The following is a 21,374-nucleotide window of genomic DNA, read 5'->3' as shown; positions in this document are numbered from 1 at the left end:
CCCGGGGGCTCAGCTGGGGCGGACCTCGCCGACGCCGTGCAGGAACGTGCGCCAGGCCGACGCGTCGAAGGCGAGCACCGGACCGGACCGGTCCTTGCTGTCCCGGACGGCGACCTGACCGTCGGCTGTCGCGACCTCCACGCAGTTGCCGTTGCCGCTGCTGCGCGTGCTGGTCCGCCAGTCCGCCGGGGTCAGGTCGTGTGCCGTCATCCGCGATACCTCTCGTCTTGTCGGCGTGCCGCAGACGCGATCACGCAAAGTTACGAGAAGCCTGCTCAAGACGGGTCAACGACGCCGCCGGATCGAGCGCCATCCGGCACAGCTCCTCGTGCAGAAGGCTATACCCGAGCACCTGGTCGGCATCCTCCAGCGCCAGGCCCATCGTGAGGTTATCCAGGTAAACCACGGTTGCGTCGGCGGCGTCGGCGAAGTTGAGGATCACGTAGGGGGTGCTCATCGCGGGATGCCCCCCGGCCGCGAATGGAAGTACCTGGATTGTCACGTTCGGTAGTTGCGCGATCCGAGTCATGTGGACCACCTGTTCGGCCATCACGGCGTTGCCGCCGACCGGGCGCAGGAGCACCGCCTCGTTGAGCACCACAGACAACTGGACCGGGTCGTCGCGGCGCAGCACCTCCTGCCGGCGCAGCCGTGCCGCCACCTTGCGCTCCACGCCGTCCTCGCCCGCGGTGCGCCGGTAGATCTCCCGGGCGTACGCCTCGGTCTGCAACAGCCCCGGCACGGACTCGGCCTCGTACGTGCGCAGCGCCACCGCCTCGGCCTCCAGCCCGACGTAGAACTCGAACCACTCGGGTAGCACGTCGCTGTAGTTCTGCCACCAGCCCCGCTGCTGCGCGCTCCGGGCGATCTCGATCAACGCCTCGGCGTCCGCCCCGGTCACCTGGTAGAGCGCGAGCGCCGCTCGGACGTCGCGCGGCTTGATGCCGATCTGCGCGGTCTCGATCCGGGAGAGGTTGCTCTTGGACATGTCGAGTTGGCGGGCCGCCACATCGAGGGTCATGCCCGCGCGTTCCCGGAGCTGGCGGAGCTCCCGGGCGATGCGTCGACGGCGCACGGTCGGGCTGGCGGCGGGTGGGATGGCGGGGCTGGCGGTCACCGTCCGAGTCTGTCACGACAAGATCCGCAGGTCGGGCCTGCACGGAGTGCAACTTTCAAATCTGGGAGTTGCATTGCGGTAGCTGTCGGTGCATCCTTTGCCGGTCGCGATCACTGTGGACACACCCGTGCGGGAGGACCGTTTGCTCATCGCCGACGAGTTCTTCCTGATCGCGCACAACGACAGTCGCGGCAAGGCCAAACTCCACCCGGCCGCGACCGGGCTCGGCCTGGCCGGCGGGCTGCTCGGCGAGCTGATCCTGTATGGACACATCACCGTCTCGGGCGGGCACGTCACAGTCATCGACCGACGCCCGCCGGGCGACGCCCTGGCGCACACCGTGCTCGACCAGTTGATCGGCGAGTCCCAGCACCAGGCGGTCCGCACCTGGCTCAGCTTCCTGGCGCAGAGCGCGACGACCTCGGTGGGGGAGCGGCTGGCCCGGGCCGGCATGCTGCGCCGCCAGGAGAGCCGCCGGCTGCTGCGCACCTCGGTCAGCTACCTCCCGATCGACCTCAACGCGGTGGCCTGGCCGGCCACCCGGCTGCGGGCCCTGCTGGACCGGCCGGATCCGCCCAGCGTGCGGGACGCCCTGCTGCTCGGCCTGGTGGTGGCCTCCGGGCTGACCCGCGAGGTGCTGTGGAGCGCCGGCCCGCGTGCCCACCACCGGCTGAACGTCCTCATCCCCGCGCTGCCGCCACCCCTCAAGGAACTCGTCGCGCACACCGAAGCCGCCGTTGGCGCCGCCGTGCTCCGTGGCGTCCCATGATTCCCCGGTAACCCCCAACCTCCCCTCGACAACCGGAGTAGTCGTATGCCCCCGACATCGACAGTCGACCGACCCAGCAACGTCTCCGAAGCCCTTGCCCGAGGCCGCCTCGGCGTCCCCTCGGTGATCTTCTTCGTGCTCTCCGCCGCCGCGCCACTGACAGTGGTGGCCGGTGTCGTCACCACCGGCTACGGCGTCATCGGGGTGACCGGCATCCCGCTGGCCTTCCTGGTGGTCGCCGCGGTGCTCGCCCTGTTCTCGGTGGGCTACGTGGCGATGTCCCGCCGGGTGGAGAACGCCGGCGCCTTCTACGCCTACATCTCCCGCGGCCTGGGCCGGCCGGCCGGCGTGGGCGCCGCCTGGGTGGCGCTGATCGCGTACAACGCCCTCCAGGTCGGGCTCTACGGCACCATCGGCGTCGCCGCCGAGCCGGTGCTCGACCGGATCTTCGGTGGGCACCCGCACTGGTCCATCGTCGCCCTGGTGGCATGGGCGCTGGTCGGCCTGCTCGGCCTGCTCCGGGTGGACATCAACGGCCTGGTACTGGCGGCGCTGCTGGTCGCCGAGATCGTGGTGGTCCTGATCTTCGACCTGGGCCAGATCGGCAACCCGGCCGGCGGCGAGGTCAGCTTCGCCGGGTTCTCGCCGGGCAACCTCTTCGTGCCCGGGGTGGGCGCGGTGCTGGTGCTGGCGGTCCTCGGGTTCGTCGGCTTCGAGTCCGCTGTGGTGTTCAGCGAGGAGAGCAAGGACCCGAAGCGGACGGTGCCGCTGGCGACGTACCTGTCGGTGGTGATCGTCGCCGCGCTGTACGCGCTCTCGTCCTGGACCATGTCGGTCGCCGTCGGGCCGGACCAGATCGTCGCCGAGGCGGGGGAGCAGAGCGTCGGGCTGATCTTCAACCTGGCCGGCGCGCAGCTCGGTGACACCGCGGTCACCATCGGCCAGGTGCTCTTCCTGACCTCGGTGCTGGCCGCGATGATCTCCTTCCACAACACCACGGCCCGCTACACGTTCGCGCTGGGCCGGGAACGGGTGCTGCCGGCCGTGTTCGGGCAGACCTCGCCGCGCAGCGGCGCCCCGCGGGCCGCCTCGCTGGCGCAGAGCCTCCTCGGCCTGGTGGTCATCCTGCTGTACGCGGTCAACGGCTGGGACCCGGTGGTCAAGCTGTTCTTCTGGGTCGGCACCAGCGGTGGATTCGGCGTGCTGCTGTTGATCGCCACCACCTCGGTGGCGGTGATCGCCTACTTCGCGCGCTCCGGTGGCGGCGAGACGCTCTGGCGGCGGGTCATCGCACCCGGCCTGGCCACCATCGCGCTCTTTGTGATCATCTGGCTGGCCGTGTCGAACTTCGCCAACCTGCTCGGCGTCGCGCCGGACTCCACCCTGCGCTGGGCGCTGCCCGCTGTGTACCCGGTGGCGGCCGCGTTGGGCGTCGGCTGGGCGCTGGTGCTGCGCAGCAGCCGTCCGGACACGTACGCCCGGATCGGCCTCGGCGCGGCGAGCGCGGCGGCCGCCGCGCAGCCGCTGGAGCAGCCGCCGGCTGCTGCGGAGGTGCCGCGATGAGCGTGGCCATCGAGCGGCTCGGCCCCGAGGACACCGCGCTGGTGGCCGGCCGGATCGCCCAGGCGTTCACCGTCCTGGAGGTGACCCGCTGGCTGGTGCCCGACGCGAGCAAGCGGGAGGCCGTGCTGGCGGGGAACTTCGAGATCCTGGTCGAGCACGCGATGCGGCACGGCCTGGTGTACGCCAACGCGGACCGGGCCGCGGTCGCTGTCTGGTTCCCGTCGGTCGGCGACCCGGCCCCGCCGCCGGCCGACTACGACGCCCGGCTCGCCGCCGCCTGCGGTGCGTGGACCGACCGGTTCCAGCATCTCGACGAGCTGTTCGCGGCGAACCACCCGCATCCGGACCACCACCACCTGGCCTTCCTGGCGGTCCAGCCGGACCGGCAGGGGCAGGGGCTGGGCACCGCGCTGCTGGAGCACCACCACGCCTGGCTGGACGCCAACGGAATGCCCGGTTACCTGGAGGCGAGCAGCCCACGCAGTCGGGACCTGTACGCGCAGCACGGATATCGGGCCGGCGAGCCGTTCCGGGTGCCCGACGGCACGCCGTTCTGGCCGATGTGGCGGGAGCCGGTGAGCCACTGACGGAGTCGGCCGGGCGCTGCCGCCCGGCAGGCACGCCAGAGTGCGCGCACTGTAACGTTCACGTGACAGCTTGTATGCGCGATCGAGGGCCGGGTCCGCGGACCCGGCCCTCGATCGCGACCGCCTAGTACGTGCCGTCGAGCTGACCGCGCAGCTTGGTCAGCGCCCGGGCCAGCAGCCGGGAGACGTGCATCTGCGAGACGCCGATCTGCTCGGCGATCTGCGACTGCGTCAGGTTGCCGTAGAACCGCAGGGTGAGGATCTTCTGCTCCCGCTCGTCCAGCGTGGCCAGCGCCGGGCCCAGGGCGACCCGCAGCTCAGCCAGCTCGAACTCCGCGTCCTCGCCGCCGAGCATGTCACCCAGCTCGGTGGCGCGCTCGCCGTCGCCGGTCGGGGTGGACAGCGACACCGCGTTGTACGCGCGGGCGCCTTCCAGGCCCTCCAGCACCTCTTCCTCGGTGAGCCCGAGGTGGGTGGCGATGTCGGCGACCGTCGGCGAGCGGCCGAGGGTCTGCAGGAGCGAGCTGTTGGCGTCGGAGATGGACAGCCGCAGCTCCTGGAGCCGGCGGGGCACCCGGATGTCCCAGGTGCGGTCGCGGAAGTGCCGCTTGAGCTCGCCGATGATCGTGGGGATGGCGTACCCGGCGAAGTCGACGCCGCGGGACGGGTCGAACTTGTCGATGGCCTTGATCAGGCCGACCGCGGCGGTCTGCGCCAGATCGTCGGTGGGCTCGCCCCGCCCGCTGTAGCGGTGGGCGAGGTGGTTGGCCAGCGGCAGCCAGGCCTCGATCGCCCGGTCCCGCAGCGCGGCGCGCGACGGGTGGGTGGTCGGCAGCGCGGCCATGGCGTTGAGCAGGTCCGTGGCGCTGTCGGTGAGCGCCCGCGGGTCGAGCTTCATGCTCTTGGCGGTGGTGCTCGGCTGCTCGCTGATCGTTGGCGCGGTCATTGGGTGGTCCTCCCTGCACCTCGTCCGCGGACAAAAAGACGTGACGCTCTGGTTTAGCTTCGTATGGGCCGTTCGGGACTCACCTTAACCTGATCGTCTCCCCGAAATCTAGCCGAAAGGCTGATGTACTTAAGCCCCTTCAGTCAATAGAAGGTGCAAATAGGGCGGTCAACATGGCTGTTGTGAGGTCTCTTACGGCTTCCGGCACCCACTGCTCGCCAGCCGGCCACCCCACCCCGGCCTGACCGGTCGGCCCACCGCTGTCGGCCGAGCGGTCAACATGAAATCCGACATCTGGGCCGAGGTGTCTACTATCCGTCGTTGTCCCGCCGGTGGGACTGGCCGTAGCGTCGCCTGTACACACCCGGTTCGGAGGCACAGTGCTCGATCCAGCCGCTCCCCAGCTAGTCGTGAACAGTCGCACGCTCTACTTCAGCTGGTTGCCGGCGGATCCGGACGCGGTCGCCGCTCTGGTCCCGGCCGGCCTGCGTCCCCGCCCGGACCGGCAGGTGTTCCTCAACCAGTACATCGTCGACGACGAGACGCAGACGTCCGGCTTCGGCGCCTACTCGCTGACCTACCTCGGCGTCTCGCTGACCGGCGTGGACGCCCCTGGTGGCCTCAGCCCCGGCGGCTGGTGGACCCACTACGTCGCGTCCAGCCGCACGGTCCGGGACTACGCCGGTGCGCGCGGCGCCCCGGCGATCACCGGTCGCACCAGCATCGAGGTGCGCGGCAGCGACCTGGTCTCGGTGACCGAGGCCGACGGGGTGCCGCTGCTCCGGGCCCGCTGCCAGGTCGGGGAGACCGGCCACCTGATCAGCAGCGGGCACCACCGCTACTTCACCCGCCGCGACGGTCAACTGCTCAGCGCTGTCTACCCGTTCGTGGCGGAGCCGGTCGCCCCGTTCGAGATCGAGTCGGTCGAGTTCCTGGAGCCCGGCCACCCGATGTACGCGCTACGGCCGGCCAACCCGCTGACCATCGGCTTCGGCTACTACTCGCCACGCTCCTCGTTCGCCTACCCCGGCGGGCTGAGCGTGTACCCGGGCGCGGCCGGCCCGCCACCGGCGCCGGCCCGGCAGGTTCACCACGTCCCGGCCAACCTGGCCCGCAGCGGCCTGCCGTCCGGGTCATAGACCAGCCGGTACACCGGCAACGCCCAGGTGCGGGTGTACCAGGGCAGTCGATCGGGGCGGTGCGGGCGCAGCCGGCCGGGCGGACGCGGGCCCACCTGGCCACCGTCGTACCACTGTTGCAGCGCGTCGGCAGCGGCCGTGACGGCCGCGACGGCGTCCGTGGGGTCGAGCAGGTCGGCGTCGTCGGAGCCGGCCGGGTCGCGGTCCAGGTGCTCGCGCCAGAGCCGCAGCCGTAAATCCCGGGCGAAGACCCGCGCCCCGTCGCCCTGCCCGGCCGGATCGGTGGGCTCCCGCTGGTCGCGGGCATCGTCCAGCACCGCACAGGACAACTCGCTGTCGTGCGTCCACGAGCGGCGGTTGAAGTTGTCGCTGCCCACGCTGGCCCAGACGTCGTCGACCACGCAGACCTTCGCGTGCACGTAGACCGGGTCGCCGGCGTGGTTCTCCACGTCGAACACGTGCACCCGGTCCGGCGCGGCCCGCTCGCACAGCGACAACGCCTGCTCACGGCCGACCGTGTTCGGCGGCAGTGCGAGCCTGCCGTCCACGTCCGGGTGCCGGGGCACCACGGCGATCAGATGCAGCTCCGGGTTGTCGCGCAGGGCGTGCGCGAACAGGTCCGCCACCTCGCTCGACCAGAGGTACTGGTCCTCCAGGTAGATGAGCCGGCGGGCACGGTGTACCGCCTTGGTGTAGCCCCGGGCCACGGACCGCTCGCCGTGCGGCGCGAAGGAGTAGCGGGGTCGGACCGCGGGGTAGGTGCGCAGCACCTGGATCTGGTGCGGACCGCACGGCGGCGGATCGGCCGGCTGCTCGGGCAGCGGGTCAGGGTGCAGGTCCGCGCCGCGTAGTCGGTCCCGCAGGTAGGCCAGCGGGTTCTCCGAGTCCAGCGGCATCGGGTCGGTCCAGCGCTCCCGGAACACGGTGTCCAGCGCGCCGACCACCGGTCCGCGTACCGCGAGCTGGACGTCGTGCCACGGGGGGTTGGAGCCGTACCGGGAAGACATCCGCACCGGCTGCGGGTCACCGCGGTGCGCGGCGTCGTCCCGCCGGCTGTGGCACAGGTCGATTCCCCCGGCGAACGCGATGTCCCGTTCCGGGGCGCCCGGATGCCGGAGCAGCACCAGCTTCTGGTGGTGTGAGCCGCCACGACGGACCCGCTGGTCGAGCAGCACCTCCCCGCCGGCTGCGGAGATCGTCTCGCTGAGGTCGCGGTTCTCCGCCTCGCTGTAGGCCAGCGCGTCGAGGTGGGACCGCCAGATGAGCCCCTTGACGACCACTCCGCGTTGGGCGGCCTGGGCGAAGAGTTGCGCCACGGTCGGGCCGTCCGGGCGCAGCCGTTGGTCCGGATCGCCCCGCCAGTCGGTGAAGAAGAGGTGGTCGCCGGCCGTCAGCGCCTCGACCTCGTCGACCAGCCGGTCGAAGTACGCCGCACCGTGAATCAGTGGCTCGGCGAGGTTTCCAGTGCTCCAGACGGGTAACCCAGAGATCGGGTTGGCCCGTTCCTGTGCGGTGAGGAACCAGTCCTGCAACGGCAACGTCCAGCCCCCCGGAGGTCGGCAACGTCCTCACCGTAGGACCCCCGACGCGGGTCCGCACGCCAGGGCCGGCGGACCGGCGACCTGGCCGACGTGACCGGAACGACGCGACAACAACCGAGGAGGCCACACCATGCCCCGCGAGACGACGAACCCCGTGACCGAGTACCGCGAGCCGGCGGTGGAGAGCGAACGGGGGGCGTTGGTAGCGGTGTTGGTGATGGTCATTCTCGGTGTGGCTGGGATTTTTGCCGTCTCCTGAGGCGGCGCCGGCGCCCCCGGGTGACGGGGGCGCCGGCGCCGATCTCAGAGGTTGACCGTGGTCAGGGGCGAGAGCCCTGGCCGCCGGTGTGCGGCAGCCGCTCGGTGGGGATCACGCCGAGCCGGCCGGCCTGGTAGTCCTCGAACGCCTGGACCAGCTCGTCCCGGGTGTTCATGACGAACGGGCCGTACTGTGCCACCGGCTCCCGGATCGGCTGACCGCCCATGATGTAGAGGTCCAGCGCAGGGGTGTTGCTGTCCTGCGTGGTGTCCGCGCTGAACCGCAGCGCGTCGCCCGGACCGTGCACCGCGAGCTGGCCGGTCCGTACCGGCCGCCGGTCGGCGCCGACGGTGCCGCGCCCGCCGAGCACGTACACCAGGGCGTTGAACTCCGGCTGCCACGGCAGGTCGACCTGCGCTCCCGGCTGCACTGTGACGTGCGTGATGGTGATCGGGGTGAAGGTGGAACCCGGGCCGCGGTGCCCGGCCACCTCACCGGCGATGACCCGGATCAGCGCACCGCCGTCGGGCGTCGTGAGCAGCGCCGACTCCCGGCCCCGGATGTCCTGGTAGCGGGGCGGGTTCATCTTGGCGGCGCGGGGCAGGTTGACCCAGAGCTGGGTGCCGTGGAAGAGCCCACCGCTCATCACGAGGTGCTCCGGCGGGGCCTCGATGTGCAGCAGGCCGCTGCCGGCTGTCATCCACTGGGTGTCGCCGTCGGTGATGGTGCCACCGCCGCCGTGCGAGTCCTGGTGGTCGAACACGCCGTCGATGATGTACGTGACGGTCTCGAAGCCACGGTGCGGGTGCCAGGGGGTGCCCTTCGGCTCGCCCGGCGCGTAGTCCACCTCGCCCATCTGGTCCAGGTGGATGAACGGGTCCAGGTCGGTCGTCGGCACCCCGGCGAAGGCCCTGCGGACCGGGAAGCCCTCGCCCTCGAAGCCGCTGGGCGCGGTGGTCACCGTGCGGACCGGGCGGATCTTGGCCGACTCGTCGAGCCGGGGCAGGCGGGGGAGGACGAGGACGTTCTCAACGGTGATCGCGGGCATCGAAGGCTCCTAGTTCGTGGCGTGGGTGGTCGACGTGGCCCGGGCCGCGCGCAGGCGGTCACCGAGCCGGCCGAAGACCCGGGTGAGGCAGGCGACCTCGGCGTCGTCGAGGTCGTCCATCAGGTGGGTACGCACCGACGCCAGATGGTGCGGCGCGGCTTCCCGCAGAGCGAGCAGCCCGGCGGCGGTGAGCACCGCCTCGCTGCCCCGTCGGTCGTCCGGGCAGGACTCCTTGCTGACCAGGCCGCGGCGTTGCATCGAGGAGATCTGGTACGTCAACCGGCTGGGGGAGAAGACGAGCCGGCCGGCCAGCTCGCCCATCCGCAGCCGCTGCCCCGGTGCCTCGGAGAGCAGGACCAGCACGTGGTAGTCGGCGAAGCTGAGGTCGCTGTCGGCCCGAAGGTCCTCTTCCAGCTGTGTGTAGAGGCGCTGGCTGGCCTCGATATAGGCGCGCCAGGCGGCCTCTCGGGTGCTGTCCAGGCTCTCTGTCACGTCCACGACGATAGCACTCTTTCAAAATTTAACTAGTGCCCATGAGCGTTGCCTGGGTCACGTCCAAGCGGTCGCCAGCCGGGATTCGTGCAGCTTTGAAAGAAGCCGTCGCCAGTCGGGCGGTGGAATCGGCGCGTGATGTGCCAGACTCCGCCCTCGTGGAACACGTGGAGCTCACCGCCGCCGACCTGTTGCTGCGCCCGTGGCGGGAGTCGGACGCCCCCGCGGTGCGTGACGCCCTGCGCGACCCGGCGATCGTCCAGTGGAACCCACACCGTGGCGGCCTGATCGACGACGAGGCCGCCCTGTCGTGGGTACGCCACCGGGCCGACTGGTCCGGCGGCGACCACGCCTCGATGGCGGTGACCGCCGCGGTCGGCGGGGAACTGCTGGGCTCGGTGTCCCTGTACCACATCCATCACGGCGACGCGTCAATCGGCTACTGGACGGTGCCGGCGGCGCGCGGGCGTGGCGTGGCGGTGCGGGCCGTCGTCCGGCTCACCGACTGGGCGTTCGCCGACCTCGGGCTGCACCGGGTGGAGCTGTGCCACGCGGTGGCCAACCAGGCGTCCTGCCGGGTCGCCCACCGGGCCGGCTACCTCGCGGAGGGGACGCTGCGGGAGTCGTACCGGTACGGCGACGGCCGCCGCCACGACGAGCACCTGCACGCGCGCCTGTCCACCGACCGCTAGGCGGTCGACGTATGGGGGGTCACCCGAGCACCCTCTGCAGGAACGCGCCGAGGGTGGTCGTCGTGCGCTCGATCTTCTCCTCCAGGGTGATCGTCTCGTGCAGGCGGCGCCCGGCGTCCTTCTTGCCGCGCAGGTAGAACGAGCAGGCCAGGTCGGCGCAGATGTAGACCCCCACCGAGTTCCCCTGCCGCCCGTCCCGGCCGGCCTTGCGGGCCGTCATCAGCGCGACGCCGTCCCCGGTGTGCGTGGTCAGGCACAGCGAGCACATGCTGCGCCGGGCACGCCCGGTCTGCGGGGCCACCCGCAACGCGACCCCGACCAACCCGCTGCCGGACTCGGCGACCAGGTAGGCCCGCTGCGTCGCGGCGGGGTCCCGCCACCCGAGGAAGTCGAGGTCGTCCCACGGTCGCGCTTCGAGATCGTTCGGTACGGCCAGCCGCTTCGCCTCGCCCTGGGTGCAGTTGACGAAGGACGCGCGGATGGCGCGCTCGGTTATCGCTAGCATAGGTAGTAGCCTAGCTCTCCTAGGCAAGCGAATAAGATGACTAGGTTTGGGGTGTGCGGCATGGCACGTGCGGGGGTGACCGCCGAGCGCCTGGCCCTGGCCGCGGCCGAGCTGGCCGACGAGATCGGCATGGAGAACGTGACCATCGCCGCGCTCGCCCGGCGATTCGGCGTCAAGGACGCGAGCCTGTACTTCCACATCCGCAACGCACGCGACCTGCGGGTCAGGGTCGCGCTGCTGGCTCTCGCGGAGCTTGCCGACCGGGTCGCCGCCGCGCTCGCCGGCCGCGCGGGCAAGGACGCGCTGGTGGCCTTCGCCAACGCGTACCGGGACTACGCGGCGCGGCACCCGGGCCGGTACGCCGCGATGCAGATCGACCTCGATCCGGAGACCGCCGCCGCGAGCGCGGGCGTCCGGCATGCGGAGATGACACGAGCGATCCTGCGCGGCTACCGGCTCTCCGAACCCGACCAGACCGACGCGGTACGGATGATGCACAGCACGTTCCACGGGTTCGTGAGCCTGGAGAAGACCGGCGGCTTCCGGCACACCCCCCGTACGACGGACGCCTCCTGGGCGCGAACGCTGGACGCTCTCGACGCGGTCCTCAGCAACTGGCCGCCCGCCGTGAGCACCGATGCGGAGACCGCTCGGTAACGGACGGCGACGGCCTAGGCTCGACGGCGTGGACGATCTGGAGCTGGCCGACTGGCGGGAGCGGGTAGCCCGGCTGTACCTGTCCGACGTCGACCTCGCCGGGTTCCGTGCCGGCCGCGATCAGCTATTCGCCACCCATCCGCAGAGCCCGATCCCACCGGCGGAGCGACCCGGCTTCACCGGAGTGCGCTACTTCCCGCCCAACCCGGCCGCCGTGGTGGAAGCGCCCCTGCGCCCGGCCAGTGGGGAGCTGCGGATCGACACCGGCGGCCCGGACGGGGTGGTCGCGTACCGGCGGGTCGCGGTGGCGCAGACGTCGTGGGGGCCGCTGACCCTGTGGTGGATCGAGGCGTACGGGGGCGGGCTGTTCGTGCCGCTGCGCGACGGCACCTGTGGGCAGGAGACCTACGGCGGAGGCCGGTACCTCACCGACACGGTGAAGGGCACCTTCGGTCGGGGCGTCGAGCTGCTGCCCGGCGACCGGGTCCGGCTGGACGCCAACTACCTCTACAACCCGAGCTGCGCGTACGACGACCGCTGGGCGTGCCCGTTGGCACCGCCGGAGAACCGGGTCGACGTGCCGCTGCGGGCCGGCGAGCTGGCGTACCACGACTGAACGGCCGCCCCGGCGTGCTGCCGGGACGGCCGGTCGAACCGCTCTCAGCCGGCGTTCGTGGCCGAGCCGGACATCTGCATCCGACCCAGCAGCTGCCGGGCCTGGTCGGCGAGCTGTGCGTCGACGATCACCGCGTACTGGCCGGCGCGAAGCGAGCTGGCCGAGGTGAAGTCCCGCCGCCCGCCGGTCATCGCGTGCGCGACCGCGCCGAACACCGCACCCCAGATCGCACCGATGACCAGCCCGACCAGGATCACCGCCAGCCAGTTGCCCACGGTGAAGATGCCGAACAGCAGGCCGATGAAGAGCCCGAACCAGGCGCCGGTGCCGGCGCCGAGCAGGGCGGAGCGACCGGTTGTCATCCGACCGAGCACCGTCTCCACAAGCGTGAGGTTGGTGCCGACGATCGCACTGTGCTCCACCGGGAAGCGGTTGTCCGCGAGATAGTCCACCACCCGCTGTGCGGCCGGATAGTCCGGATACGAGCCGATTGTCACCGTGGGCGGCCCGGTCTCCGGCCCGTGCCCGTCACCGGACGGTGCCGACGGACGGCCGGCCGGGCCGGACGGCAGCAGATCGCCACCCTGTGTGCCGGGCCGCCACGCGGCGGCCGGCCCCGAAGCTGACGTCATGAGCATCCTCCCTCGTCAAGTCGTCCGGGTTCCCGCCCGCGCCGTCCGGTAACGCCAGCAACCACGGTGGATGCCCTGCCGCCCGCCAGGAATGCGCCCGGACGCCCCGGGTAGGCAGCCGGGTGCGGAGCGGACTTCACCCGGTGCGGTCCTGAACCGGACCGCACCGGGCCGACGGTCCGCACCGGCGGGGTGTACGGGGAGATCATGCCCTCGGCCGGGACCTGGGGGACAATGCCCGGATGCGGCTCGTGCTCACGGCGGACACCCACCTACCGAAGCGGGCGCGGGATCTGCCCGGGCCGCTCTGGCAGGCGATCGAGGCGGCGGACGTGGTACTGCACGCCGGCGACTGGGTGGACGAGTCGCTGCTCGACGCGATGACCGCGCGCTCCCGCCGGCTGATCGGGGTGTACGGCAACAACGACGGCCCGGCGCTGCGCGCCCGGCTGCCGGAGGTGGCCCGGGCCGACCTCGACGGCCTGCGGGTCGCCGTGGTGCACGAGACCGGCCCCCGGACCGGTCGCGAGCAGCGGTGCGCGGCCCGCTTCCCTGACGTCGACCTGCTGGTCTTCGGGCACTCGCACATCCCCTGGGACACCGAAGCCCCCGGTGGCCTGCGCCTGCTCAACCCCGGCTCACCCACCGACCGCCGCTCCCAGCCCCACGCCACCTACCTCACGGCCGAGGTGGACGCCGGTCGCCTGACCCGGGTGGAGCTGCACCGCCTGCCCCGCCGCTGACCCCGCACGGGGATGTCACTGGCCCCGGCCGGTCTCCGCCTGGAGTTCGTCGATCCGCTTGGACGCCTCGGACTTGGTCAGGTCCTCCGGCAGCTCCGCGCCCGCCTCTCGGGCCAGGGTGGCCAGGTAGGACTCCTGGGCCGCGGTGGGCGGCTCGTCGCCGGTGACCCACTCGTCCGGGTCCTTGATCGCGCCGCGCGGGTCGGCCTGCTCGTTGCTGCGGTCCGTCATCGTCATCACCCTTTCTTCGAACAGGTGTGCCAGTACCCGGGGCTGCGCCGGTTCATGCCTGCTCGGCGCGTCGGGCGGCATTTACGATCACGGGATGGGCGTGGACCGGTCAGGTGTGGTGGTGGTCGGGGCGGGCATCGCCGGGGTCGCCTGTGCGGTGGAACTGGCCGCGGCCGGGGTGCCGGTGCAGGTCCGGGAGCGGGGGCACGTGCGCGGTGGGCGGATGGCCAGCAAACGCTTCGACGGCCGTCCCGCCGACATCGGCGCCGCCTACTTCACCGCCAGCGACCCCGACTTCGCCGCGCTGGTCGAGCAGTGGCGCGCCGCCGGCCTGGTCCGCGAATGGACCGACACCTTCCAGGCGTACGACCGGGACGGGCGCCGCGACGTGCCCGGGCCGATGCGCTTCGCCGCGCCGCGCGGACTGCGTTCACTTGTCGAACAGCTGGCCGGCGCGGTGCCGGTGACCGTCGACCGGTTGGTGCTCACCGTGGAAACCGGGCCGGTCGTGGACGGCCAGCCGTGTGCGGCGGTCGCCCTGGCCATGCCGGGCCCGCAGGCCGCCCTGCTGCTCGACCCGGCCCTGGCCGACGCCACCCGGGTCGTGCAGGCGCAGCGTTGGTCGCCCTCGCTGGCCGCGGTGCTGCGCTTCCCGACCCGGCGCTGGCCGGATTTCCGGGGCGCGTTCGTCAACGACCACCCGGTGCTCAGCCTGGTCTGCGACGACGGTGACCGCCGGGGCGACGGCGCCCCGGTGCTGGTCGCGCACACCGTGCCGGAGTTCGCCGCCGGGCACCTCGCCCGACCCACCGGAGCCGGCCCGGTGATCGAGCAGGCGGTGCGGGACCTGCTGGGGTTGCCCGAGGTGGCGGCCGACGTGCACGTGCACCGCTGGACGTACGCGAAGCCCACCACCACCGGGGGCGGCACGCATCACCTGGACGCCGACGGGATCGGCCTGGCCGGCGACGCGTTCGGCAAGCCCCGGGTGCAGAGCGCCTGGCGCTCCGGTCGGGACCTCGGCCGTGCAGTGGCCGCCCGCCTCACCTGACGCCCGCCGGCCCCGGCGGGCGTCAGGGCGGGCCGACCGTCAGGCCGCGGCTCAGGCGTGCCCGGCGACCCGCTGGGCGGGCACACCTCGTTCGGCCGGGTCGCTGGTCCGCTCGCCCTTTCGGTCCAGCAACTGCATGACCGGGGTCGCCGCGATGCCGTGCACCACCACGGAGACCAGCACCACCAGCCCGACAGTGGCCCAGAGCAGCTCCGCCTGCGGGAAGTCCGCCTTCGTGGTGGCGTACGCCAGGTAGTAGAACGAACCCACACCGCGGATGCCGAACAACGAGATCACCCAGTGCTCGGACGGTCGGCCCGGAGCGCCCCGCAGCGACAACCAGCCGACGAGCGGCCGGACCAGGAACACCAGCGCCACCCCGACGGCCACCGCCGGCCAGGTCAGCGGAGCGAGCAGGCCGCCGACGATGACGCCGCCGAGCAGCAGCAACAGCACCAGGGTGAGCAGCCGTTCGATCTGCTCGGCGAAGTCGTGCAGGACCGAGTGGAACTCGTGGGTCCGCTCGGCGGCCCGGATCGCGCGGGCGGCCACGAACACCGCCAGGAACCCGTACCCACCGGCCACCTCCACCAGCCCGTACGCCAGGAAGGTGGCGGCCAGCGCCAGGAAACCCTCGGCGTGCCGGGCCAGCCGCAGATGGCTGGGCGCCCGGAAGAACAGCTTGCCGAGCAGCCAGCCGATGAGCAGGCCGCCGCCGACTCCGACACTGACCTTCCAGAGCACGTCGACGGTGAGCCAGTCGGCCAGCCAGTCCCGTGGCGCGAGGCTGGTCGAGGCGATGGCGATGGCCGCGTAGACGAACGGGAACGCCAGCCCGTCGTTGAGGCCCGCCTCGGAGGTCAAGGCGAAGCGGACCTCGTCCTCGGAGTCCTCCACGTCGGTCGGCTCGCCGACCTGCACGTCGGCGGCGAGCACCGGGTCGGTCGGGGCCAGCGCGGCGCCCAGCAGCAGCGCCGCGGCGGGCACCAGCCCGGCCCACCACCAGCCGAGCAGCGCCACCGCCGCGATGCACAACGGCATCGCGATGACCAGCAGGCGCCAGGTGGACGACCACTTCGCCCAGCTCAACGGCCGGTCGATCTTGAGCCCGGCGCCCATCAGGGCGACGATCACCCCGATCTCGGTCAGGTGGGTGGTCAGCTCCGGGTGGGCCAGCGGGTCCGGTGTGGGCAGCCCGACCGGCACCAGGAAGACCAGCATTCCCAGGGCGAGGAAGGCGATCGGCATGGACAGCGGCCGCCGCTCCAGCACCCGGGGCAGGATGCCGGCGAGCAGAGCGCCCAGGCCAACCAGCGCGAACGCAACGTCTACCGGCTCCACCCCTGCCACCCTTCGACCGCGCCCACGGGTCGCGGGCAGGTGGTGACACACCATGCCCAGCGAGCCGCACAGCTAAGCCTGTGCGCCGAGCCGAAGGGGAAGGTTCCTCAGCGCGGGCGGGTGACCGGCGAATCGTCCAACGTGGCCAGCAGTGCGGCCGGATCGTCGTACACCGCCACCGCGCCGGCGCCGGCCAGCTCGCCCCGGCTGGTGCCGCCGCAGGTCAGCCCGACGCACGGGATGTCCAGCTTGCCGGCGGCCGCGACGTCCCAGACGGAGTCGCCGACGAAGACCACCCGCTCGGCGGCCAACCCGGACTGCTCCAGCGCGGCGACCAGGATGTCCGGGGCCGGCTTGCTCTGCTTGGCGTCCGCCGACGAGGTGACCGTGTCGATCACGTCGTCGGCGTTCAGCGCGTGGCGCAACGCGCCGACCTCCTGTTCGGAGGCGGAGGTGGCGAGCACGACCCGCAGCCCCCGCTCGGCGCAGGCCCGCAGCAGGTCCGCCGCCCCGGGCAGCGGCGTCAGCCGTTCCCAGTACTCGGCGTAGAGGGTGTCGTGCGCGTCACGCAGCTTCGCGTCGGCGTCGCGGTCCCGCTCCGGACCGAGCAGATGGTCCAGGAGCTTGTCCGAGCCCATCCCGATCGACCGGTGCACGGTCGCCATCGGCACCGGCTGGTCGGACTGGCGCAGCGCCTCCCACCAGCTCACGGTGTGTAAATAGGTGGTGTCGACGAGGGTGCCATCGACGTCGAAGAGGACCCCGGCGGGTCGGTCGGTGCGCATGGGCGTCCTCCTACCCCGTTCGCTGGCCGGCTGACCCTCCGGGCCCCCCGGCGCGTGCGAACCGGGCCTCAGTGACCTTCGGTCGGCGGGATGAGGATCTCGAACCAGACCGTGGAGCCGCGGATCGTCGGGTCGGTGCCCCAGGCGTCGCTGAGCTGCTCGATCAGGCCGAGCCCTCGCCCGCGACTGCTCAACGTGTCGGTGCGGGCCCGGGTCACGGTCCCCCGGGTGCCCGAGTCGGCGACCGAGACCAGAAGCCGCTCGGGGCTGAGGTCGATCTCCACCCGGGCGGCGGTGCCGGCGTGCAGCAGCGCGTTGGTGGTCAGTTCGCTGGTGCACAGCACCGCCGCGCCGATCACCGCCTCGGGAACCTGCCACTCGGCGAGCTGACCGGTCATCCAGTGCCGGACGCGGCTGGGGGCGGTCGGCTCCGCCGGCACCTCCATGCTCGCCGACCGGCTCGGCTTGAGCGCGTGCTCAACCGCCAGCACTGCCACGTCGTCCTCGGTGCCACCCGGCACCGCGGCGGTGGCCACCGCGCAGAGCGCACGAGGGTCGCTGCCGGCGGCCTTCGCGACCGCGTCGCCGAGCGCGTCCAGCCCGACGGTGAGGCTCTGCCTGCGGCGCTCCACCACGCCGTCGCTGAACAGCAGCAGGGTGTCGCCGGGGCGGAACGCGACGGTGGTGGTGGCCGGCCGGCCGCCGAGCCCGAGCGGCGGGCCGACCGGCACCTCCAGGTACTCCGCGTGTGAGCGACCGTCCGGGGTGCAGCGGCGGATCAACGGCGCCGGGTGCCCGGCGCTGGCCAGGGTGAACTCGCGCCGATCGGCGTCGACCACCCCGAACACCACGGTGACGAACAGTTCGTGCGTGCCGGCCTCCGCACCCAGGCTGGTCACCAGCCGGTCCAGCCCGGCCAGCACCGCGTCCGGGGCCGGGTCGGCCAGGGCCAGCGCGCGCAGCGCCGCACGGACCTGTCCCATCCGTGCGGCGGCCTGTACGTCGTGCCCCGCGACGTCGCCCAGCACGACGCCGAGCCCGCCGGTGGGCAGCAGGAACGCGTCGTAGAAGTCCCCGCCGGCCGCGTTGCCGTCCACGCCCGGGTCGTAGCGAGCCGCGATCCGCAGCCGGGGCAGGTCGGGCAGGTTCGCCGGCAGCATGCTGCGTTGCAGCAACTGGGCGGTGCCGTGCTGAGTTTCGAACCGGCGGGCCCGCTCCGCCGCCTGGCCGATCAACTCGGCCGACGCGGCCAGCAGCGCCCGCTCGGCGGCCGACCAGGTGTGCGGCACCTGGTAGCCGACCGACAGCCCGCCGCGGACCACCGAGGTGCCCAGCGGCAACGCGGCCAGCGAGCGGATCTTCTGGTCGTGACGGTCCACCGCTGTCTCCCGCAGCGGCTGCCCGTCCCGGGTGAACGACGGCCCGCCGGAGCGGGCCGCGTCCACCAGCGGGGCCGACCAGTCCGCCGGGACGCGCCGCCAGAGCGGTGGCAGGCGCTCGTCGGCCTCGTCCATCAACTCACCGCGCACCCGGCGCACCATCCGCCATCCGCCGCCGCCCTCGTCGACCGCGAACGCGACCTGGTCGGCGTCGAACGTGGTGATCGCGTACCGCAGGGCCACCCGGGCCACGTCGTCGAGGGTGAGGGTGCCGGCGAGCGCGGCGGCGACCTCGCTGAGGCTCTGCAGCTGCTCGGTGACGTGGGTGGTTTCGGCGGCGACCGTCAGCATCCCGACGATCTGTCCCGTGCTGTCGCGGACCGGGGAGTAGCTCCGGGTGAAGACGGCCTGCTCGGCGACGCCGGAGCGGCCGCGGACCATCGGGAGGATGCTCTCCTTCTCCAGGAACGGTACGCCCTGCCGGTAGGCGCGCTCGATCACCTCGCCGACACCGGGCAGCGCCCAGATCTCGGCGTACACCTCGGCGGACGGCCGGCCGAGGGCCATGGGGTGCTTGCTGCCCAGCAGTTCGGCGTAGCCGTCGTTGTAGAGCAGGACGAGGTCGTCGCCGTACGCCAGCGCCATCGGCATCGGGGAAGCGAGGATCAGATCGACCACGGCCCGGATCGCCGGGTCCCACCGCTCGGGCGGGCCGAGCGGGGTGCCGGCCCAGTCATGGCCGAGTACGGCGGCGGCGCCCGACCCGGTGGATGCGCCCGGCACCGGAGTTGCTGGCGTGGGGACCCGCCCGACCGTTCCTGGCATGTTCGCAGCCTAGCCGGCCGTCGGAGAGCCGCATCCGATCATGGCGGCGGGTCGGGGCGGCTCCGGCGCGGTGCCTGTTCGAGCAGTTCACGGCCCCTGTCCGGCGACTTGTCGGAAAAAACGTGGCGACCCGCGCGGACTGCCGCACCGGTGGCCGGGTATGCGCCCGGCGCAGTCCATGCGACAGGAGGGACATCATGCTGAAAACCCTCGCGGTCGGGCAGGCCGACATCGGTGATGCCATCGCCGACACCTGGAGGTCGGTGCTGCTCTTCATTCCGAAGGCCGTGGCCTTCATCGTGATCCTCGTGGTCGGCTGGCTCATCGCCAGAGCGGTCCTGAAGATCGTGGACACGGTGCTGGAACGGGTGCGCTTCGACGAGGCGGTCGAACGCGGCGGCATCAAGCGGGCACTGGAGAGAACGAAGTACGACGCGAGCGACATCCTGGCCAGACTGGCGTACTACGCGGTACTGCTGTTCACGCTGCAGTTCGCGTTCGGAGTCTGGGGACCCAACGCGATCAGTGACCTGATCAGCGGCGTGGTGGCCTGGCTGCCGCGCGCCTTCGTGGCGATCGTCATCGTGGTGGTGGCGGCCGCGATCGCGAACGCCGTCCGGGATCTGGTCACCGGGGCGCTGGGCGGGCTCTCGTACGGCAAGGTCCTGGCCGACCTGACGGCGATCTTCATCATCGCGCTCGGCGTGATCGCCGCCCTGAACCAGGTGGGTATCGCCACCACGGTGACCACGCCGGTGCTGATCGCGGTGCTCGCCACGGTCGCCGGCATCCTGATCATCGGTGTCGGTGGTGGCCTGGTGCGGCCCATGCAGAACCGGTGGGAGGGTTGGCTGAACCGGGCGGCCGAGGAAGCTCGGGCGGTGCAGGAGAACCGGCGGGCGACCACGGCCGGTCGCGGCGACATGGAGCGGCAGATGGCCGACCGTGCGGGCGACCGCACCCAGGCCATGCCGCAGGTCGAGGAGCAGGCGACGCAGTACCGCCCGTAGCGGGGCAAACAGCACGCAGTCGACGGGAGGGCGTTCCGCGTGTGGCGCGGGACGCCCTCCCCGCGCGCGTTACCGGCGCTGCGGCCGGTCGTCCCTGCGACAGCGGTCGGCAGATGGTCAGGTTCGGTCCAGCGCGCGAGCCAGGGCGCAGACCGCGACCAGCCGGGTGAGCGGCCACTCCGGCTCGCTCCAGTCGACCGGGCCGCTCGGCGGCACCCACCCGTGCTCGACGGCGGCGGCCCGGACGCCCTCCGCGTAGCCGGCGAGCGCCGCGACGGTCAGCGGACGACGGTCGCCGTCGAGGCTGTCGCGCACGGCGGCGGCGTGCTGGTCGACAAGCGCCAGCAGCCCGGGGCGCGCGGCGGCGGCAGCCAGCCCGGCGGTGCCCACGGAGACGGTGAGAGCGGCAAGGGTGGACCGCGCCGAGTCGACGGCGGTACGGGAGGCGACCCGGTTGAACGGCACACGCATGGTGACCGAGGCTAATCGACAGGTGACCGGGCTGACCTCGGCCACTCGGCGGGTGTCGGCCACGCCACCGGCCGACTCCGGCTGACCGCGAGGGTTGATCCGGCACAGACGGGGCAGCAGGAGAATCACGGCACACGGCGGCACAGAGCACGGAGGAACGGATGGGACAGCAGGCGGACGGGCCGGACGAGCAGCACCGCCGGCCGGCCGGGGTGAGCGACGCGACGGTCGCCGCGCTCGGCAAGCTCAGCGAGGCACTGGAGTGCGTCGAGCGGGCCCGGGGGCACCTGTACTCGCTGCACCAGCTGATCGGGCACGCCGACCTGATGCTCGACGACGCGGTGGAGCAGTTTCGCGCCGCCGGGCATCCGCGGTTCGCCGACCGGATCGACACCGAGCTGCTGGGCCGCAACGTCATCGCCGGCCGGTGGACGTTCCAGATCGTCGAGGACTTCGACGACGGCTACCACGCGCTGTTCCGGGAGCTGGACCGGCAGGCCCGCGAGGAGCTGGTGGGCGGGCGGCGCCACCTCTACGAGGCGGAGATGAAGGAGCGACGCCGCAGCCGGGGCCGGCCAGGGCACGAGGCCCGCCCGGGCGACGGGGGTTAGTCCCCGGCCGCGTCGGCCGGTCGGCGCCGCGCCGCGTCGTCGGCGATGATCACGGTGGCCACCATCAGCGCGACGCAGAGGCTGAACAGCCAGGACTCGTCCGAGACGAGCCAGGCGGAGACAGGTGCCTGCAGTGCGGCGAGCAGAAAGCCGAGCCAGGCGAGCCGGCGCTGACGCGTGGAGAGGATTCCGGAGCCTTGATGCATCCCGAAAGTCTTGCGCGAACCCGTCGGCTTGCCGTCCTCCGATCGGCCGATTCTGGATGAGCTGTCCGTTTTCTCGACCGTCCGGGCACCACTTCTTGTTGCCGGGGGCGACCGGCCAGAGCTGGCGGTAGGGTGCGGCTGCGGCAGGATGGTCTCCC

General features: G+C 72.3%; 26 protein-coding genes. 12 read left to right on the top strand and 14 right to left on the bottom strand.

From position 1 onward, the window contains the following. Positions 1 to 9 precede the first annotated feature (9 nt). The gene (locus GA0070607_RS02725) at positions 10 to 210 is read right to left on the bottom strand and encodes a DUF397 domain-containing protein (RefSeq protein WP_089016744.1); all 201 of its coding nucleotides are present in this window, start codon (positions 208 to 210) and stop codon (positions 10 to 12) included. A gap of 40 nt (positions 211 to 250) precedes the next feature. Continuing rightward, the gene (locus tag GA0070607_RS02720; protein ID WP_269458429.1) at positions 251 to 1,075 is read right to left on the bottom strand and encodes a helix-turn-helix domain-containing protein; all 825 of its coding nucleotides are present in this window, start codon (positions 1,073 to 1,075) and stop codon (positions 251 to 253) included. A gap of 169 nt (positions 1,076 to 1,244) precedes the next feature. Here GA0070607_RS02720 and GA0070607_RS02715 point away from each other — a divergent pair, with 169 nt between their 5' ends. From GA0070607_RS02715 to GA0070607_RS02705, 3 genes are read left to right on the top strand one after another with little or no spacing between them, the layout of a single operon-like run. Then, positions 1,245 to 1,886, top strand: a complete 642-nt coding sequence (locus GA0070607_RS02715) for a GOLPH3/VPS74 family protein (RefSeq protein ID WP_089016743.1) — start codon at positions 1,245 to 1,247, stop codon at positions 1,884 to 1,886. A gap of 45 nt (positions 1,887 to 1,931) precedes the next feature. Then, positions 1,932 to 3,449 (top strand): APC family permease, encoded by a 1,518-nt coding sequence (locus tag GA0070607_RS02710; protein WP_089016742.1) that lies wholly within the window; start codon positions 1,932 to 1,934, stop codon positions 3,447 to 3,449. After that, positions 3,446 to 4,036 (top strand): GNAT family N-acetyltransferase, encoded by a 591-nt coding sequence (locus GA0070607_RS02705; RefSeq protein ID WP_089016741.1) that lies wholly within the window; start codon positions 3,446 to 3,448, stop codon positions 4,034 to 4,036. The genes GA0070607_RS02710 and GA0070607_RS02705 overlap by 4 nt, the downstream gene beginning before the upstream one ends. Positions 4,037 to 4,160: 124 nt before the next feature. Here GA0070607_RS02705 and GA0070607_RS02700 read toward each other — a convergent pair whose 3' ends face one another. Next, positions 4,161 to 4,982, bottom strand: a complete 822-nt coding sequence (locus GA0070607_RS02700) for a SigB/SigF/SigG family RNA polymerase sigma factor (protein ID WP_089016740.1) — start codon at positions 4,980 to 4,982, stop codon at positions 4,161 to 4,163. Positions 4,983 to 5,392: 410 nt separating this feature from the next. On the opposite strand from GA0070607_RS02700, the gene GA0070607_RS02695 reads away from it, so the two are divergent. After that, positions 5,393 to 6,121, top strand: coding sequence for an acetoacetate decarboxylase family protein (locus GA0070607_RS02695; protein ID WP_231930766.1), 729 nt, complete (start codon positions 5,393 to 5,395; stop codon positions 6,119 to 6,121). On the opposite strand, the gene GA0070607_RS02690 is transcribed toward GA0070607_RS02695, so the two are convergent. Further along, entirely contained in the window at positions 6,070 to 7,659 is a 1,590-nt protein-coding gene (locus GA0070607_RS02690; RefSeq protein ID WP_089016738.1) for a phospholipase D family protein, read from the bottom strand. The two genes, GA0070607_RS02695 and GA0070607_RS02690, sit on opposite strands and share 52 nt — an antisense overlap. Before the next feature lie 133 nt (positions 7,660 to 7,792). Here GA0070607_RS02690 and GA0070607_RS33750 point away from each other — a divergent pair, with 133 nt between their 5' ends. Beyond that, on the top strand, positions 7,793 to 7,921 hold the full coding sequence (locus tag GA0070607_RS33750; RefSeq protein WP_255421212.1) for a hypothetical protein: 129 nt from the start codon (positions 7,793 to 7,795) through the stop codon (positions 7,919 to 7,921). Positions 7,922 to 7,982: 61 nt separating this feature from the next. Here the strand turns inward: GA0070607_RS33750 and GA0070607_RS02685 are convergent, their stop codons facing one another. Together GA0070607_RS02685 and GA0070607_RS02680 are read right to left on the bottom strand one after the other, a co-directional pair. Continuing rightward, the gene (locus tag GA0070607_RS02685) at positions 7,983 to 8,969 is read right to left on the bottom strand and encodes a pirin family protein (RefSeq protein WP_089016737.1); all 987 of its coding nucleotides are present in this window, start codon (positions 8,967 to 8,969) and stop codon (positions 7,983 to 7,985) included. 9 nt (positions 8,970 to 8,978) lie between these two features. Beyond that, the gene (locus GA0070607_RS02680; protein ID WP_089021609.1) at positions 8,979 to 9,461 is read right to left on the bottom strand and encodes a MarR family winged helix-turn-helix transcriptional regulator; all 483 of its coding nucleotides are present in this window, start codon (positions 9,459 to 9,461) and stop codon (positions 8,979 to 8,981) included. 158 nt (positions 9,462 to 9,619) lie between these two features. Here GA0070607_RS02680 and GA0070607_RS02675 point away from each other — a divergent pair, with 158 nt between their 5' ends. Continuing rightward, positions 9,620 to 10,153: a GNAT family N-acetyltransferase gene (locus tag GA0070607_RS02675; protein WP_089016736.1), complete on the top strand. Its 534-nt coding sequence runs from the start codon at positions 9,620 to 9,622 to the stop codon at positions 10,151 to 10,153. A 19-nt stretch (positions 10,154 to 10,172) separates the two neighbouring features. Here the strand turns inward: GA0070607_RS02675 and GA0070607_RS02670 are convergent, their stop codons facing one another. Then, a complete protein-coding gene (locus tag GA0070607_RS02670; protein WP_089016735.1) occupies positions 10,173 to 10,658 on the bottom strand; it encodes an FBP domain-containing protein in 486 nt (161 codons plus the stop codon). 60 nt (positions 10,659 to 10,718) lie between these two features. Between GA0070607_RS02670 and GA0070607_RS02665 the strand changes: the two genes are divergently transcribed. Then, the gene (locus GA0070607_RS02665) at positions 10,719 to 11,315 is read left to right on the top strand and encodes a TetR-like C-terminal domain-containing protein (RefSeq protein WP_089016734.1); all 597 of its coding nucleotides are present in this window, start codon (positions 10,719 to 10,721) and stop codon (positions 11,313 to 11,315) included. A gap of 28 nt (positions 11,316 to 11,343) precedes the next feature. Then, complete coding sequence (locus tag GA0070607_RS02660) at positions 11,344 to 11,931, top strand: DUF1684 domain-containing protein (protein WP_089016733.1); 588 nt, start codon at positions 11,344 to 11,346, stop codon at positions 11,929 to 11,931. Between the two features lie 44 nt (positions 11,932 to 11,975). On the opposite strand, the gene GA0070607_RS02655 is transcribed toward GA0070607_RS02660, so the two are convergent. Next, complete coding sequence (locus GA0070607_RS02655) at positions 11,976 to 12,563, bottom strand: general stress protein (protein WP_089016732.1); 588 nt, start codon at positions 12,561 to 12,563, stop codon at positions 11,976 to 11,978. Between the two features lie 242 nt (positions 12,564 to 12,805). Between GA0070607_RS02655 and GA0070607_RS02650 the strand changes: the two genes are divergently transcribed. Then, the gene (locus GA0070607_RS02650; protein ID WP_089016731.1) at positions 12,806 to 13,306 is read left to right on the top strand and encodes a metallophosphoesterase family protein; all 501 of its coding nucleotides are present in this window, start codon (positions 12,806 to 12,808) and stop codon (positions 13,304 to 13,306) included. 15 nt (positions 13,307 to 13,321) lie between these two features. Here the strand turns inward: GA0070607_RS02650 and GA0070607_RS02645 are convergent, their stop codons facing one another. Further along, positions 13,322 to 13,537, bottom strand: coding sequence for a DUF3072 domain-containing protein (locus GA0070607_RS02645; protein ID WP_172898968.1), 216 nt, complete (start codon positions 13,535 to 13,537; stop codon positions 13,322 to 13,324). A 115-nt stretch (positions 13,538 to 13,652) separates the two neighbouring features. Here GA0070607_RS02645 and GA0070607_RS02640 point away from each other — a divergent pair, with 115 nt between their 5' ends. Beyond that, positions 13,653 to 14,588 (top strand): NAD(P)/FAD-dependent oxidoreductase, encoded by a 936-nt coding sequence (locus GA0070607_RS02640; RefSeq protein ID WP_408630886.1) that lies wholly within the window; start codon positions 13,653 to 13,655, stop codon positions 14,586 to 14,588. 51 nt (positions 14,589 to 14,639) lie between these two features. On the opposite strand, the gene GA0070607_RS02635 is transcribed toward GA0070607_RS02640, so the two are convergent. From GA0070607_RS02635 to GA0070607_RS02625, 3 genes are all read right to left on the bottom strand, one after another. Further along, positions 14,640 to 15,929, bottom strand: coding sequence for a cation:proton antiporter (locus GA0070607_RS02635; RefSeq protein ID WP_089016728.1), 1,290 nt, complete (start codon positions 15,927 to 15,929; stop codon positions 14,640 to 14,642). 107 nt (positions 15,930 to 16,036) lie between these two features. Continuing rightward, on the bottom strand, positions 16,037 to 16,714 hold the full coding sequence (locus tag GA0070607_RS02630) for an HAD family hydrolase (RefSeq protein ID WP_089016727.1): 678 nt from the start codon (positions 16,712 to 16,714) through the stop codon (positions 16,037 to 16,039). Positions 16,715 to 16,782: 68 nt separating this feature from the next. Then, positions 16,783 to 18,918, bottom strand: coding sequence for an ATP-binding SpoIIE family protein phosphatase (locus tag GA0070607_RS02625; protein ID WP_089016726.1), 2,136 nt, complete (start codon positions 18,916 to 18,918; stop codon positions 16,783 to 16,785). A gap of 197 nt (positions 18,919 to 19,115) precedes the next feature. Between GA0070607_RS02625 and GA0070607_RS02620 the strand changes: the two genes are divergently transcribed. Further along, positions 19,116 to 19,928 carry a mechanosensitive ion channel family protein gene (locus GA0070607_RS02620; RefSeq protein ID WP_089016725.1) on the top strand — a complete coding sequence of 271 codons (813 nt, stop codon included), beginning with the start codon at positions 19,116 to 19,118 and terminating at the stop codon, positions 19,926 to 19,928. Positions 19,929 to 20,045: 117 nt separating this feature from the next. Here GA0070607_RS02620 and GA0070607_RS02615 read toward each other — a convergent pair whose 3' ends face one another. Continuing rightward, the gene (locus tag GA0070607_RS02615) at positions 20,046 to 20,399 is read right to left on the bottom strand and encodes a DUF6401 family natural product biosynthesis protein (protein WP_089021608.1); all 354 of its coding nucleotides are present in this window, start codon (positions 20,397 to 20,399) and stop codon (positions 20,046 to 20,048) included. Between the two features lie 161 nt (positions 20,400 to 20,560). On the opposite strand from GA0070607_RS02615, the gene GA0070607_RS02610 reads away from it, so the two are divergent. Further along, the gene (locus GA0070607_RS02610) at positions 20,561 to 21,010 is read left to right on the top strand and encodes a hypothetical protein (RefSeq protein WP_089016724.1); all 450 of its coding nucleotides are present in this window, start codon (positions 20,561 to 20,563) and stop codon (positions 21,008 to 21,010) included. Here GA0070607_RS02610 and GA0070607_RS02605 read toward each other — a convergent pair. Continuing rightward, positions 21,007 to 21,216, bottom strand: coding sequence for a hypothetical protein (locus tag GA0070607_RS02605; protein ID WP_089016723.1), 210 nt, complete (start codon positions 21,214 to 21,216; stop codon positions 21,007 to 21,009). The two genes, GA0070607_RS02610 and GA0070607_RS02605, sit on opposite strands and share 4 nt — an antisense overlap. Positions 21,217 to 21,374: the final 158 nt, after the last annotated feature.

The organism is Micromonospora coriariae, from assembly GCF_900091455.1.
Classification (GTDB): domain Bacteria; phylum Actinomycetota; class Actinomycetes; order Mycobacteriales; family Micromonosporaceae; genus Micromonospora; species Micromonospora coriariae.
The sequence above is the reverse complement of the archived record's forward strand: the minus strand, read 5'-3'. Positions and strand labels throughout refer to the sequence as shown.